Genomic DNA, 13,702 nt, shown 5'->3' with positions numbered 1-13,702 from the left:
TCCCCCCCCCGCGCAGACTCCCCGGCGGGGGGCGTTTTTTTTCACGTGAAACACACCGGCCCCGGCCGTTGTGCGGAACGGGGACGGGCTCAGTCGCGCCGGTGCCGACCGCCGCCGGCCTGGACGGCCTCGCCGCCCTCGGCGGCCTGCGCGCCACCGGCCTTCTTCTTCTTGCGCTCGCGCAGCACCTCGAAGATCATCGGCGAGATCGAGAGCAGCACGATCAGCAGCACCGCCGGGATCAGGTACTTGTCGATCACCGGGGCGAGCGCGTCACCGAAGAAGTAGCCGATCAGCAGCATCGACTCGGTCCACAGCACGCCGCCGACCACGTTCCAGAGGAAGAAGGTCTTGGCCGGCATGTCCAGGGTGCCCGCGACCGGGTTCAGGAAGGTCCGCACGATCGGCATGAAGCGGGCGAGCACGACGGCCTTGCCGGGGCCGAAGCGGTTGAAGTACTCCTCGGCCTTCAGCACGTACTCGCGCTTGAAGATCTTCGATTCCGGCTTGTCGAACATCCTCGGTCCGACCTTCACGCCGATCTGGTGCCCGAGCTGGGCGCCGGCGATGGCCGCGATCGGGGCTCCGATCAACAGGGTCGCGAGCGGAAGCCGCGCACCGTCGCCGAGCACCGACGAGGCGGCGCTGGAGGAGGCCACGCCGGCGATGATGAGCAGCGAGTCACCCGGGAAGAAGAACCCGACCAGGAGGCCGGTCTCCGCGAAGATGATCGCGATCAGCCCGATGGCACCGAGGGACGAGATCAGTGATTTGGCGTCGAGCAGATTGACGGCCAGCTGGTTGTAGTCCACACGGCGCAGGATAGCGGTCCCGTCTTTTCCGGGGCTTCGCCCCCGGGGTCGAGCGCGCGCTCATCCTTTCGTCGCACCTCCTCTCCGACCCCCCGGGGAGCGCGGCGGGCCCGCCGTCCCGACAGGCGGGCCGCATGGTGGAGCCGGTAGGCATTCTGGGAAGATGGCACCGGCGTCCGGCCCGCAGTGGCGAACACCCTCATCGCCGCACCGCGGCCGCTGCCTCGAACCTTGGTACCGGTCCGCCGCACCGCAGAGCCGCGCACCGGCCCCGGTACCCCGGAGTCGTCACCAGGCGTACACAGCGTCGGACAGCACCGTCCGTGCGCCGCACACCCGACAGGAGCGGATTCGCATGCCCATCGCAACTCCCGAGGTCTACAACGAGATGCTGGACCGGGCCAAGGCGGGCAAGTTCGCCTACCCGGCGATCAACGTGACCTCGTCGCAGACCCTGCACGCCGCGCTCCGCGGCTTCGCCGAGGCCGAGAGTGACGGCATCATCCAGATCTCGACCGGCGGCGCGGAGTTCCTGGGCGGCCAGCACAACAAGGACATGGTGACCGGCGCCGTCGCGCTCGCCGAGTTCGCGCACATCGTCGCCGCCAAGTACGACGTCACCGTCGCGCTGCACACCGACCACTGCCCGAAGGACAAGCTGGACGGCTACGTCCGCCCGCTGCTGGCGGTCTCCGCCGAGCGCGTGGCCAAGGGCCAGAACCCGCTGTTCCAGTCGCACATGTGGGACGGCTCCGCCGAGACCCTGAGTGACAACCTGGCGATCGCCCAGGAGCTGCTCGCCCAGGCCGCCGCCGCCAAGATCATCCTTGAGGTCGAGATCACCCCGACCGGCGGCGAGGAGGACGGTGTCACGCACGAGATCAACGACGAGCTGTACACCACCGTCAACGACGCCGTCCGCACCGCCGAGGCGCTGGGCCTGGGCGAGAAGGGCCGCTACCTGCTGGCCGCCTCCTTCGGCAACGTGCACGGTGTCTACAAGCCGGGCAACGTCGTGCTGAAGCCGGAGCTGCTGCGCGAGCTGCAGGACGCGATCGGCAAGCAGTACGGCAAGACCGACCCGTTCGACTTCGTCTTCCACGGCGGCTCCGGCTCCAGCGCCGAGGAGATCGCCACCGCGCTGGAGAACGGCGTCGTGAAGATGAACCTGGACACCGACACCCAGTACGCCTTCACCCGCCCGGTGGCCGGCCACATGTTCGCCAACTACGACGGCGTGCTGAAGGTCGACGGCGAGGTCGGCAAGAAGAACACCTACGACCCGCGCACCTGGGGCAAGCTGGCCGAGGCCGGCATGGCCGCCCGCGTGCTCGAGGCCGCCCAGCAGCTGCGCTCGGCCGGCAACCGCCTGAAGTGAGGCCCGCACCTCGAACGAGGTGAACGAGGTCCTGCGTCCGTGCCCCCCGGTGGTTCACTGGGGGGCATGACCATTCACGAGAACCTCCTCGGGGGTCCGCCCCCGACGCACCTGCCCGCCGAGCCCGCTCCGCTGGAGCTGCTGGCCGGCGGCGCCTCCCCGGCCGAGGTCGCGGCGAAGTTCCCGACCTCCTCGTTGGCCTGGGCACAGCTCGCCGACGACGCCTACACGGCCGGCCGGGTCGTGGAGTCCTACGCCTACGCCCGCACCGGCTACCACCGCGGGCTGGACGCGCTGCGGCGCAGCGGCTGGAAGGGCCACGGCCCGGTGCCTTGGGAGCACGAGCCGAACCGCGGCTTCCTGCGGGCACTGCACGCGCTCGGCCGGGCCGCCGCCGCGATCGAGGAGAAGGAGGAGGCGGAGCGCTGCCAGCAGTTCCTGCGGGACAGCTCGCCGACCGCCGCCGCCACGCTGGGCTGACCCCCGGCCCCGGTGGCCGGACCGCCGCCGACGCCGTCCCCGGTGCCCCCGACGGGCAGCCGGGGGCGGCGTCGGCCGTTCCGCGCGGCCCGGGGTCCGTGGACATCCACCGCTCCGCCGTGCCAGGGTGAACCCGCGAGGGGGCGCGCACATCGGTTCGAGGGTTGGCGACCCCACCGGTCGACAGAGAGCCCCCAGCGTGCCCGCACCCAGACCCGCCCGCCGGCCCCGTACCGCGGCCTCCCCGCGCCGTCGGCGCCCGTCGCGCCGCCGGCTCGGGCCCGGCATGTTCACCGCCCTGGTCACCGCGGTGGCGATCCTCGGCGGCACCCTCTTCGTGCTGAACCACCCGGACGTGCTGCCCGACGCCGACCGGACCGCCCGGGCCCGGATCGCCCCGCCCGAGGGCGCCCCGGCACCGACCAGCGCCGCCCCGCCGCCGTCCTCGGCCCCGCCCGCGGCCCCGACGACCCCGGCCGCCACGACCCCCGCGCCGACGTCCCCCGGCCCCTCCCCCACCCCGCAGCCGAGCGGCTCGCAGAGCGCCCCCGCCCAGGGCACCGGTGCCTTCACCCTCGCCCGGGGCTCCGCCGACCCGGTCGGCCAGGGCCGGATCCGCCGCTACCGGGTCGAGGTCGAGAACGGCATCGGCATCGACGCCGCCGCCTCCGCCACCCAGATCCAGGGCATCCTGGCCGACCGGCGCGGCTGGACCAACGACCGGAGGAACGGCTTCCAGCTGGTCGCCGACGGCGACTACGACTTCACCGTGAAGATCGCCTCCCCCGCCACCGTCGACCGGATCTGCGGCGCCGCCGGGCTCGACACCCGCAGTGAGGTGAACTGCAACGTCGGCAACCAGGTGCTGGTCAACGTCAAGCGCTGGACCACCGGCTCACCCCAGTTCGACGGCCCGATCGACGAGTACCGGGCCCTGGTGGTCAACCACGAGGTCGGCCACCGGATCGGCCACGGCCACGAGTCCTGCCCCGGCCCCGGCAAGCCGGCGCCCGCGATGATGCAGCAGATCTACGGTCTCAAGGGCTGCAAGCCCAACGCCTGGCCGTACGGCCCCGACGGCCGCTACCTGGGCGGACCGTCGGTGCCCTGAACCGGCCCGGCGGGCGTCCGGGCTCAGCCGAGCAGGGGCAGGTGGGCCCGCAGGTCGCTGCGCTCGCCGCTCGCGGACAGCGCGGCGGCCTCGGCGGCGTCCGCCCAGCCGGTGCGGCCGGTGGCCAGCCGGATCCAGGTCAGCGGGTCGGTCTCGACCACGTTCGGCGGGGTGCCCCGGGTGTGCCGCGGCCCCTCGACGGCCTGCACCACCGCGTACGGCGGCACCCGCAGCTCGACCGCGCCGCCGGGCACCCGCTCGGCGAAGGCGTCGGCGAGCATCCGGGTGACGGCGGCCACCGCCTGCCGGTCGTGCGGGAAGGGTTCGGGGCCGAGCGCCTCGGCCAGGTCGTCGGCGTGCACCACCGTCTCGACCAGCCGGGTCACCAGGAACTCGGTGAGCAGCATCGAGCCGAGCCGGATCTCGAACCGCCGGGCCGGATCGGCCGTCCCGGGCCGCGCCAGGGCGGCCAGCAGCGCCTCCACGGCCCGGTCGAAGGCCGCCGCCACCGAGGCCGGGTCACCGGCGAACTCCTCCGCCGTCCGCGCCCTGGCCTGCTCGTCGAGCAGCGGGGCGATCGCGCCGACCCGGGCGGTCCACTGCGGCAGGTCCAGCGGCGGCCGGCCCTCCAGCGGGTCGTCGAGGTGCGCGGGCAGCCAGGCGATCTGGACGGCGAGGTGCGCCAGCAGCTCGCGCACCCGCCACTCCCCCAGCCGGGTCGGGCGGTCCAGTTCGGCGGCCGTCAGCCGGTGGACGGCGGCGCGCAGGGCCTCGCTCTGCGCCGACAGCGCGGCCCGCACCTTGGCGGGCTGGTAGGTACGGGACTTGGCAGGCATGGCCCCCAACATACGCCCGGGGGCGGACGGTTCCGCTCGGAACCGTCCGCCCCCGGGGGACGTGCTCGGGCACTCAGCCCAGCAGGGCCTCGATGACGCCGGTGTGGGCGTCCTTCAGCTCCGCCAGCGAGACGCTGAACTGGTCCTGGACGTCCAGGGCGTCACCGTCGACCACACCGATCCGGGTGGCCGGCAGGCCCCGCGCGGTGCACATGTCGTTGAACCGGAGCTCCTCGCTGCGCGGCACCGCCACGACGGCGCGGCCGGCCGACTCGGAGAACAGGAACACGAACGGGTCGATGCCCTCGGGCACGACGATCCGCGCGCCGCGGCCGCCCTTGAGGCAGCTCTCCACCAGGGCCTGGCCCAGGCCGCCGTCGGACAGGTCGTGCGCGGCGTCGATCATGCCGTCGCGCGAGCCGGAGATCAGGATCTCGCCGAGCAGCCGCTCGCGCTCCAGGTCGACCTTGGGCGGCAGGCCGCCCAGGTGCTCGTGGACCGCCTGCGACCAGGCCGAGCCGCCCAGCTCGTCCGCGGTGTCGCCGAGCAGGTAGAGCAACTGCCCCTCCTCGGCGAAGGCCACCGGGGTGCGGCGGGTGACGTCGTCGATGACGCCGAGCACCGCGACCACCGGGGTCGGGTGGATGGCGACCTCGCCGGTCTGGTTGTACAGCGAGACGTTGCCACCGGTCACCGGGGTGCCGAGGGTCAGGCAGGCGTCGGCCAGACCGCGGGTGGCCTCGGCGAACTGCCACATCACGTCCGGGTCCTCGGGGGAGCCGAAGTTGAGGCAGTCGGAGACCGCGAGCGGCTTGGCACCGCCGGCCGCGACGTTGCGGTACGCCTCGGCGAGGGCCAGCTGGGCACCGGTGTACGGGTCCAGCTTGGTGAAGCGGCCGTTGCCGTCGGTGGCGACCGAGACGCCGAGGTTGGTCTCGTCGTCGATCCGGATCATGCCCGAGTCCTCGCCGTGCGAGAGCACGGTGTTGCCGAGCACGTAGCGGTCGTACTGGTCGGTGATCCAGGACTTGGAGGCCTGGTTCGGGTGCGAGGCGACCTTCAGCAGGTCGGCCTTGAGGCCCTCACCGGTGGTCGGGCGGGCCAGCCGCTCGGCGGTCGGGGCGTCGGCCTGCAGCGCGTCCTGCCAGCTCGGGCGGGCGTACGGACGCTGGTAGGTCGGGCCCTCGTGGGCGACGGTGCGCGGCGGCACGTCCACCACGAGCTCGCCCTGCCAGAAGATCTCCAGCCGCTCGCCGTCGGTGACCTCACCGATGACGTTGGCGATGACGTCCCACTTCTCGCAGATCTCCAGGAAGCGGGCGACCTTCTCGGGCTCGACGATGGCGCACATGCGCTCCTGCGACTCGCTCATGAGGATCTCCTCCGGCGAGAGCGTGTGGTCGCGCAGGTGCACGGTGTCGAGGTCGATCCGCATGCCGCCGGAGCCGGCCGAGGCCAGCTCGGAGGTGGCGCAGGACAGACCGGCGCCGCCGAGGTCCTGGATGCCCTTGACGAGCTTCTCGCGGAAGATCTCCAGGGTGCACTCGATGAGGAGCTTCTCCTGGAACGGGTCGCCGACCTGGACCGCCGGGCGCTTGGCCGGCTTGCTGTCGTCGAAGGTCTCGGAGGCGAGCACCGAGACGCCGCCGATGCCGTCGCCGCCGGTGCGGGCTCCGTACAGGATGACCTTGTTGCCGGCGCCGGAGGCCTGCGCGAGGTGGATGTCCTCGTGCTTCATGACGCCCACGCACAGCGCGTTGACCAGCGGGTTGCCCTGGTAGCAGGAGTCGAAGACGACCTCGCCGCCGATGTTCGGCAGGCCCAGGCAGTTGCCGTAGCCGCCGATGCCCGCGACGATCCCGGGCAGCACGCGCCGGGTGTCCGGGTGGTCGGCCGCGCCGAACCGCAGCGGGTCCATCACGGCGACCGGGCGGGCGCCCATCGCCAGGATGTCGCGGACGATGCCGCCGATGCCGGTGGCCGCGCCCTGGTAGGGCTCGATGTACGACGGGTGGTTGTGCGACTCGACCTTGAAGGTGACCGCGTAACCCTGGCCGACGTCGACCACACCGGCGTTCTCGCCGATGCCGACGAGCATCGCGTCCGTCTCGGGCTTCTTCTCGCCGAACTGCTTCAGGTGGACCTTGGAGCTCTTGTACGAACAGTGCTCGGACCACATGACCGAGTACATCGCGAGTTCCGCGCCGGTCGGGCGGCGGCCGAGAATCTCCCGGATGCGCGCGTACTCGTCCTGCTTGAGGCCGAGCTCGGCCCACGGCTGGGCGGCGTCCGGGGTCTGCTCGGCGTTCTTGACGGTGTCGAGGCTCATCAGGCGTTCACCAGCTGCTTCAGGACGGAAGTGAAGAAGCCCAGGCCCTCGGTGGTGGGACCGGTGAGCGGCTCCACGGCGTGCTCGGGGTGCGGCATCAGGCCCACGACATTGCCGGCCGCGTTGGTGATGCCGGCGATGTCGCGGTACGAACCGTTGGGGTTGACGTCGAGGTAACGGGCGACCACCCGGCCCTCGGCCTCCAGCTCGTCCAGGACGTGCTCGTCGGCGACGAAGCGGCCCTCGCCGTTCTTCAGCGGCACGACGATTTCCTGGCCGACCGCGTAATCGCGGGTCCAGGCGGTGCCGTTGTTCTCGATCCGCAGCTTCTGGTCGCGGCAGATGAAGTGCAGCGAGTCGTTGCGGGTGAGCGCGCCGGGCAGCAGGTGCGATTCGCACAGCACCTGGAAGCCGTTGCAGATACCGAGAACCGGCATTCCCGCCCTGGCCTGCTCGATGATGGTGTCCATCACCGGCGAGAAGCGGGAGATCGCGCCGCAGCGCAGATAGTCGCCGTAACTGAATCCGCCCGGCAGGACGACGGCGTCGACCTGGTGGAGATCCTTGTCACGGTGCCAGAGGGCGACCGGCTCGGCGCCGGCGAGGCGGACCGCGCGCTGGGCGTCGCGGTCGTCGAGGGAGCCGGGGAAAGTGACGACGCCGACGCGGGTGGTCACTTGCCCTCCTCCTCGACGCGGACCGTGAAGTCCTCGATCACGGTGTTGGCGAGAAAGGTCTCGGCGGCTTCGCGGATGCGGGCGAGCGCGGCGTCGTCGACCGGGCCCTCCAGCTCCAGCTCGAAACGCTTGCCCTGGCGGACGTCGGCGATCCCGGTGAATCCGAGACGGGGCAGTGCGCGCTGCACCGCCTGTCCCTGGGGGTCGAGGATCTCCGGCTTGAGCATGACGTCGACTACGACGCGTGCCACTGGCACTCCCGGTGGTGTCTTCGTGAGGCGGGGGAACTCCAGACTACAAGGGGTTTCGGGCGGGATTGCTGGCCGGGCGTAGTGACGCGCGTAGACTCACGACCCTTACGCCGCAAGGCCTCCATCGGCCCGGAACCCCCCGCCGCGCGCCCCTTTTCGACGGATTCCACGGCCGCCGCGGGAGCGGCCGAAGAGCACCCGAATACCGGCACTCCGGACAGATCGGCCAGCCGAGTGCACCCGGTATCCGGCACCCCGGCGAAGACACGTGAATATCCGGAAAAGAAAGCCGGACTCTTCGATTTCTCCCCGCTTCGGGTGCAGAATAGGGCCACCTGCCGCGGTGAGTGCTGCGTATCCGGCACGGCCATCCGGCCTGCCCGTATGCACTTGCGCGAGTGGTGCACATCAGGCCCGGGAGCGCACCCGCGCCCTTGTCGGCCGAATTGCCCGAGAGGATTGACACCCATGGCTCAGCGTGTAGTTGTCACGCTCTCCGACGACCTGGACGGCGGCGCCGCCGCGGAAACCGTCCACTTCGGCGTGGACGGGAAGTCGTACGAGATCGATTTGTCCGTGGACAACGCGGAAAAGCTGCGGAAGGCCCTCGCCCCGTTCGTCGCCGCCGGCCGCCGCCAGAGCCGTACCGGGAAGTCCTTCCGCCGTACCGCCCTCACCCCTGACCCGGCCGCCGTGCGCGCCTGGGCCCAGTCCCGCGGCATGGAGCTGCCGGCCCGCGGCCGCATCCCGAAGCACGTGTACGAGGCGTTCGCCGAGGAGAACTGAACTCCCGCGGTCACCGGTCGTCCCGTCCGCCCGCGGAGGGCGGGACGACCACCCCTTCGGATGCTGTAGAGTATTCCTCGTCGCCGCAACGGAGAGATCCGAAGAGGCGGCCGGTGCCCCACAAGGCACCGTGCGGACGTGGCTCAGTTGGTAGAGCATCACCTTGCCAAGGTGAGGGTCGCGAGTTCGAATCTCGTCGTCCGCTCGCAGTGCGCGAGCACAGCACAATTACATAGTTCAACCCCTGCGGACGTGGCTCAGTTGGTAGAGCATCACCTTGCCAAGGTGAGGGTCGCGAGTTCGAATCTCGTCGTCCGCTCCAGTACGAAGGGCCCTCTCGATCGAGAGGGCCCTTCGGCGTTCCGGGCCGGAGCTCAGATTCCGGACGGGACCAGGCCCATACCGCCCTCGTCGATGAGCGAGGTGAGGGCGTCACCGTAGTGCTCCAGCTCTGCGTCCCATCTCACATACGTCGCGAAGTCATGGGCATGTGTGAGCATCCTCAGGACCGCCGCCTGCCCCACGGCCTCCCCCTCCCCCGTCAGCTTCCCGTACCCCTCCAGCAGAGCCGCGGAAAGCCGGTCCTCGGCCGCCGACCGGGGAGTCCCCCCCGTGACCGCGCGCGACCTGAAGATCCTGAGCTCGGCGAGTTCGCCGAGCAGCCAGCCGACGTCGAAACCCCGGGGCCCGCGGGCGTGGTCCTCCCCCGTCAGCAGTGCGGAGCACCGGCCGCCGCCACCCAGTACGGTCGTCCCCGAACCCGGAGCACCGTGCAGGAAGACGTCCGACGCCTCCCCGCCGGCCAGTCGGTCGCACCAGGCGCGCACCCGCTGCCACCGCGCGGCCCCCAGCCGCCGCCGCATGAACACGTGGAGCTCCCGGGCAGCGCCCGGGCCGTTCCCCCGGTCCATCCAAGCCGCCAGTCGCGCCGGGCCGGGCGGCCCGGGAGCGGCGAGCAGCGGGTCGACCTCGGCATGGAGCCGACGCAGCGCCCCACCCACTCCGCGGAGCACCGGGACGAGGCCACGATGGTCCGCCTCCGTCCGCGCGGTCAGCACCATCCGCACCAGCGGGACCTCACCGGTGACCTCGTACCCGAGCGCTCCCGACGTGGTGGCCCGTGGCAGCACGAGAGCGACCTCCCCGGCCGCCATCGCGGTGATCGCCGTTCGGACCTCGTCAGAGGGTCCGACCAGCGCCGACCCCCGAAGCGGCCCGGCACGTCGGATCCATAGATAGCCCTGATCCGTCCGGTGGATCGTGGTCCGCAGGAACCCCGTTCCGAACTCCTGAACCATGTCGCCGGTCACTGCCGTCTCCCGCACGCGTTCCTCCCATACTGCGCCGGTTGCCGACCGCACATCCTGCCGCAGCGTCGCGAACGGCAGCGGTCCCACATCGCCCCGGAGACCGGGTAAGTAGTGCGGCCACGGCAAAGGCGCAGCTCAGAGCGGGTTCAGCAACAAACAACCCCCAGCTTTGGCTGCCCGCTCTCCGCTAATAATCGAAGCGCGGGCACCGGACGGCCTGCAGAGGGCCGACCCCGCCTTCCCTTCAGGAGGACGCATGGAGATCAACACCACCGAGGAACTGATCGCCGGCTACGCCGCTTACACCGACGCCGAGGAGTTCGGCGCCAGCGCGGCCGACGAGGCCCCCGCCACCACGCCGATCTGCACGGTGACGCCGACCGTGGTGGAGACCTACTACTTCGGTTGCTGACCAACCGCTCACCATGCCGGGTGCCTGCCGACCAGCGGCAGGCACCCGGACCTGTGCTCCCGCCTGGCGCCCCCTTGGCGAGCTGATGAAAGGACCTTCATGTCTGCGGCGGATCAGGACCGCGTACCGGGCAGCGTCGGCACCTCCGGAGCACCGGCCTTCGGCGCTCGGCGGCTGCTACTGGTCGGCAGCGGCGCCCTCGGGGCGGCTTCGCTCCCGTTCTGGATCAACTGGCTGCGCCTGTCCTACCCTGATCTGGACCTGCGGGTGGTGCTGACCCGGGCAGCCGAGCGCTTCGTCACGCGGAACGCGCTGACGCCGATCCTGGGCCGCGAGGTGCTGCAGGACGTCTGGTCGGAGGAGCCGGAAGCGTCTCCCCTCCACGTCGACCTGGCGCAGTGGCCCGACGCGATCGCCGTGTACCCGGCGAGCCTGCACTACATCGCCCGGCTGTCGATCGGCCTGCCCGACACGCCTTCCCAGATGGCGCTGCAGACCACCCGGGCTCCCCTCGTGATCGCCCCGGCGCTTCCCCCGGACGCGGTGACCTCACCGGTCTACCTGAAGCACCTGGCAGAGCTGCAGAGCCGCGCCAACATCGTCGTGGTGCCTCCGCACAAGGGCCTGAGCGTGAGCAGCCGGCAGCCGGACGGCTCGCCCGCGGCCCCGCTCACCGGGGTGATCGAGTCGCTGGAACGGCTGCGGACGAATGGGCAGGCGCAGGGCTGACAGGAAGCCCCGGCCGCTCGGGCCGGGACTTCCTGTCAGGCCAGGACCATGTCAAGGTGCTCGCCGAGTGGCCCCGCGAGCAACCGGGCGTCACCCAGCACGACACCGGTGAAGGCAGCCGATGCGAACATCTGCTCGGCCGACTCCCGCACCTGCCGTCCGGTCACGGCTCGGACCTCGTCCGCGAACGACGCGAGCCACTGCGGGGACAGGCCGGCACCGACCGTGGTGGACACCGCCGCGGCCAGCCTGACCTGCGAGGACATCGCGAGCGCACTCGCTCCGAGCAGGTAGTCCCTGGCCCGCCGCAGTTCGTCGTCGGTGACCGGCTCGGTGGCCATCCTCCGCAGTTCGGCCCGGATCTCCGCGACCGCCGAGGCCGTGGTGTCCGTGGAGGTGTCGGCGCTCACCGCGATCACCATCGTGTCCAGGATGTCGTCGAAGCGGGAACCCGCCCAGTAGGCGTACCCCCCACGCTCACGGATGTTGGACAGCAGACGTGAGGAGAAGGAACCGCCGAACACCACGTTCGCCAGGCTGAGTGCGGCGAAACCCGGATCCGTCCGGGGAAGGGCCGGTGCCACGAGCCTGATCAGCGACTGGACGGCCCCGGGCCGGTCCACCAGCCGCACCGGCCGTTGCCAGAGTTCCGGTGCCCTCGGCACCACGGCCTCGACCGGCTCGCGCGACCGCCACTGGCCCAGCCGTGCGGCCAGCAGCGCCACGGTCCGCTCGGGATCGAGGTCCCCCACCAGGACCAGCTGCGCCCCCGCCGAAACCACACCGGCCCGGTGCAGGGACCGCACGCCGTCGGCGGTCACCGACGCCACCGCAGCCTCGGCCGGGATGAGCCGCGAGCCGGGTGAGTCCCCCCGGCAGTGCACGCGCAGCGCCTCCGCGACCACGGTGCTCGGGCGGGCCCGCAGCAGCGGCAGCCGTTCGGCCAGCCGTCTCCGGGCCCGGTCGACCTCCGCTTCGGCGTGCGACGCGCCGGTGAGGGCGTCCGCCAGAACTCCGACCAGGGTCTCCAGCGCCGCCGAGGGCCCGGACCCGGAGATCTCGAACCGGTCGGACCTGCGCACCGCGCGCAGTGAGCAGCCGGCCCGAGCCAGCTCGGTGTCCACGTCGTCGTGCCCACGCCCGGGGCTCCCCCGGAGCAGTGTGGTGGCCAGGACCTCGGCCGTGGCCGCGTCGTTCTGCGTGGCGCAGAGGAAGGGGATGCGGAGGACGAGCTCGATCATGGGCACGGACGGGCTGCGCAGGCAGATCACCCGCAGGCCGTCGGGCAGGACGGCGTCAGCCGTCTCCGGCAGCCGGAAGGCTCGGTGGACTCCCAGCGGAGGGAGCTGACGGGGGACCTTCGTGGTGGGGCGCACGGGCGGTGCTCCTCAGGTGTGGACGGTACGGGGACCGGTCAGGAGGGTCAGCACGGCCCGGGAGTCGGGCCTCAGTCCGGCAGCGGCCTCGGCAACCTGCACGGGGGTGACCGCACGGAGCCGGTCCGGCAGTTCGTCCACCAGCTCGGCCCGTCCGTGCAACAGCTCGAACGCACCGACGGCTCGCGTCCGGGCGAGCAGGTCGTCGTTGCGGCGCAGGGAGGTCGCGGCCAGCCAGCCGGTCGCCCGGGCCAGTTCGTCCTCGCTCGGACCACGGGCGCCGAGGTCCGCCAGCGTGCCGTCCAGCACCTCGAGGATCCGGTCCGTCGGCGTGGTGGTCGGGTGCGTCACCGCGGTGACGAACGTGTCCGGGGCACGTGCCTCCAGCGGCCCGAAGAAGCCGCAGCTGGCGCTCACGGCCACCGCCAGCCGCCCCTGGTGGATCAGTTGCCGCTTCAGGCGTGAGGACTCCCATCTGGTGAGCGTCGTGGCGAGCACCATGTGCGCGAGGTAGGCGTCCAGTTCGGTGCGTGGATCCGGCAGCCGGTACCCCACGGCGACCGCCGGCAGTGCCGCATGCGGATCCCGGCAGGTTCCCTCCCTCGTGGCGACCGGCCGGGGCTCGTCGAGCCGCACGGCGACCGGCCGCACGCCGCCGGGCACATCGTCGAAGTGCCGCCGGACCAGTTCTTCGGCAGCCGGGACGTCGATGTCACCGACGACGGTCAGGAGGGCGTTGGCCGGAACGTAGTACTGGCCGAAGAACTGCTCGCACTCTTCGACCGTGGTCTGCTCCAGATCGGAGAACTCCCCGTAGCCGTTGTGCGCGTTCGGGTGGGTCCGGTAGAGGATCCCGGGCAGTACCGTCCACGGGAAACCCCCGTACGGCCGGTTCAGCACGTTGCTCCTGATCTCCTCCTTGACGATCTCGGTCTGCGTCCGCAGGCTCTCGGCCGTCAGCCGTGGACCGCGCATGCGGTCGGCCTCCAGGAACAGCACCTGCTCCAGTGCGGCCGAGGGCACGGCCTGGTAGTAGTCCGTGTAGTCGTGGTGGGTCGAACCACCGGCCGAACCGCCGGCCGCCTCGATCAGGGTCCCGTGCTCCATCCCCTGAACGTTTCCGCTGCCCTGGCTCATCAGGTGCTCGAAGAGGTGGGCGAACCCGGTCCGCCCCTCGGGCTCGGACCTGAATCCGACGTCGTAGTGGACGCTCAC

The 13,702-nt window shown here is 71.6% G+C and carries 14 protein-coding genes and 2 tRNA genes; 8 read left to right on the top strand and 8 right to left on the bottom strand.

The window, feature by feature from the left end:
- Window positions 1-89: 89 nt before the first annotated feature.
- Entirely contained in the window at window positions 90-812 is a 723-nt protein-coding gene (locus ABZW10_RS10955) for a VTT domain-containing protein (protein ID WP_355362635.1), read from the bottom strand.
- A gap of 355 nt (window positions 813-1,167) precedes the next feature.
- On the opposite strand from ABZW10_RS10955, the gene fbaA reads away from it, so the two are divergent.
- From fbaA to ABZW10_RS10940, 3 genes are all read left to right on the top strand, one after another.
- On the top strand, window positions 1,168-2,190 hold the full coding sequence (fbaA, locus tag ABZW10_RS10950) for a class II fructose-bisphosphate aldolase (RefSeq protein ID WP_355362633.1): 1,023 nt from the start codon (window positions 1,168-1,170) through the stop codon (window positions 2,188-2,190).
- A 66-nt stretch (window positions 2,191-2,256) separates the two neighbouring features.
- Window positions 2,257-2,670, top strand: a complete 414-nt coding sequence (locus ABZW10_RS10945; RefSeq protein ID WP_355362631.1) for a DUF3151 domain-containing protein — start codon at window positions 2,257-2,259, stop codon at window positions 2,668-2,670.
- A 199-nt stretch (window positions 2,671-2,869) separates the two neighbouring features.
- On the top strand, window positions 2,870-3,781 hold the full coding sequence (locus tag ABZW10_RS10940; protein WP_355362629.1) for a DUF3152 domain-containing protein: 912 nt from the start codon (window positions 2,870-2,872) through the stop codon (window positions 3,779-3,781).
- Window positions 3,782-3,804: 23 nt separating this feature from the next.
- On the opposite strand, the gene ABZW10_RS10935 is transcribed toward ABZW10_RS10940, so the two are convergent.
- The 4 genes from ABZW10_RS10935 to purS form a co-directional block, all read right to left on the bottom strand.
- Window positions 3,805-4,617 carry a sterol carrier family protein gene (locus ABZW10_RS10935; protein ID WP_355362627.1) on the bottom strand — a complete coding sequence of 271 codons (813 nt, stop codon included), beginning with the start codon at window positions 4,615-4,617 and terminating at the stop codon, window positions 3,805-3,807.
- A gap of 73 nt (window positions 4,618-4,690) precedes the next feature.
- On the bottom strand, window positions 4,691-6,946 hold the full coding sequence (purL, locus tag ABZW10_RS10930; RefSeq protein WP_355362625.1) for a phosphoribosylformylglycinamidine synthase subunit PurL: 2,256 nt from the start codon (window positions 6,944-6,946) through the stop codon (window positions 4,691-4,693).
- Window positions 6,946-7,623 (bottom strand): phosphoribosylformylglycinamidine synthase subunit PurQ, encoded by a 678-nt coding sequence (gene purQ, locus ABZW10_RS10925; protein ID WP_355362623.1) that lies wholly within the window; start codon window positions 7,621-7,623, stop codon window positions 6,946-6,948. Before purQ ends, purL begins: the two co-directional genes overlap by 1 nt.
- On the bottom strand, window positions 7,620-7,874 hold the full coding sequence (purS, locus tag ABZW10_RS10920) for a phosphoribosylformylglycinamidine synthase subunit PurS (protein WP_030304493.1): 255 nt from the start codon (window positions 7,872-7,874) through the stop codon (window positions 7,620-7,622). The genes purQ and purS overlap by 4 nt, the downstream gene beginning before the upstream one ends.
- Window positions 7,875-8,342: 468 nt before the next feature.
- Between purS and ABZW10_RS10915 the strand changes: the two genes are divergently transcribed.
- The 3 genes from ABZW10_RS10915 to ABZW10_RS10905 all read left to right on the top strand — a co-directional run bounded on the left by ABZW10_RS10915 (window position 8,343) and on the right by ABZW10_RS10905 (window position 8,982).
- Window positions 8,343-8,660, top strand: coding sequence for an Lsr2 family protein (locus tag ABZW10_RS10915; RefSeq protein WP_355362620.1), 318 nt, complete (start codon window positions 8,343-8,345; stop codon window positions 8,658-8,660).
- Between the two features lie 132 nt (window positions 8,661-8,792).
- Window positions 8,793-8,865 (top strand) — tRNA-Gly (locus ABZW10_RS10910).
- A gap of 41 nt (window positions 8,866-8,906) precedes the next feature.
- Window positions 8,907-8,982 (top strand) — tRNA-Gly (locus ABZW10_RS10905).
- A gap of 52 nt (window positions 8,983-9,034) precedes the next feature.
- Here ABZW10_RS10905 and ABZW10_RS10900 read toward each other — a convergent pair.
- On the bottom strand, window positions 9,035-9,985 hold the full coding sequence (locus tag ABZW10_RS10900; RefSeq protein WP_355362618.1) for a hypothetical protein: 951 nt from the start codon (window positions 9,983-9,985) through the stop codon (window positions 9,035-9,037).
- A 241-nt stretch (window positions 9,986-10,226) separates the two neighbouring features.
- On the opposite strand from ABZW10_RS10900, the gene ABZW10_RS10895 reads away from it, so the two are divergent.
- Both ABZW10_RS10895 and ABZW10_RS10890 read left to right on the top strand, forming a co-directional pair.
- Window positions 10,227-10,382 carry an LxmA leader domain family RiPP gene (locus ABZW10_RS10895; RefSeq protein ID WP_355362616.1) on the top strand — a complete coding sequence of 52 codons (156 nt, stop codon included), beginning with the start codon at window positions 10,227-10,229 and terminating at the stop codon, window positions 10,380-10,382.
- Window positions 10,383-10,481: 99 nt separating this feature from the next.
- Window positions 10,482-11,111 (top strand): flavoprotein, encoded by a 630-nt coding sequence (locus ABZW10_RS10890; protein WP_355362614.1) that lies wholly within the window; start codon window positions 10,482-10,484, stop codon window positions 11,109-11,111.
- A 35-nt stretch (window positions 11,112-11,146) separates the two neighbouring features.
- On the opposite strand, the gene ABZW10_RS10885 is transcribed toward ABZW10_RS10890, so the two are convergent.
- On the bottom strand, window positions 11,147-12,487 hold the full coding sequence (locus ABZW10_RS10885; RefSeq protein ID WP_355362612.1) for a pitrilysin family protein: 1,341 nt from the start codon (window positions 12,485-12,487) through the stop codon (window positions 11,147-11,149).
- Between the two features lie 12 nt (window positions 12,488-12,499).
- Entirely contained in the window at window positions 12,500-13,702 is a 1,203-nt protein-coding gene (locus tag ABZW10_RS10880; protein ID WP_355362610.1) for a pitrilysin family protein, read from the bottom strand.

The organism is Kitasatospora sp. NPDC004723 (genome assembly GCF_040609255.1).
GTDB lineage: Bacteria > Actinomycetota > Actinomycetes > Streptomycetales > Streptomycetaceae > Kitasatospora.
Note: the sequence above shows the minus strand (reverse complement) of the source record. Positions and strands in the feature narration are given on the sequence as shown.

Bases quoted from the DNA above. Each gene is read 5' to 3' on its own strand.
- ABZW10_RS10895 (WP_355362616.1), top strand. From the start codon at position 10,227: ATGGAGATCAACACCACCGAGGAACTGATCGCCGGCTACGCCGCTTAC.
- fbaA (WP_355362633.1), top strand. From the start codon at position 1,168: ATGCCCATCGCAACTCCCGAGGTCTACAACGAGATGCTGGACCGGGCC.
- ABZW10_RS10935 (WP_355362627.1), bottom strand. From the start codon at position 4,617: ATGCCTGCCAAGTCCCGTACCTACCAGCCCGCCAAGGTGCGGGCCGCG.
- ABZW10_RS10915 (WP_355362620.1), top strand. From the start codon at position 8,343: ATGGCTCAGCGTGTAGTTGTCACGCTCTCCGACGACCTGGACGGCGGC.
- ABZW10_RS10890 (WP_355362614.1), top strand. From the start codon at position 10,482: ATGTCTGCGGCGGATCAGGACCGCGTACCGGGCAGCGTCGGCACCTCC.
- ABZW10_RS10945 (WP_355362631.1), top strand. From the start codon at position 2,257: ATGACCATTCACGAGAACCTCCTCGGGGGTCCGCCCCCGACGCACCTG.
- purL (WP_355362625.1), bottom strand. From the start codon at position 6,946: ATGAGCCTCGACACCGTCAAGAACGCCGAGCAGACCCCGGACGCCGCC.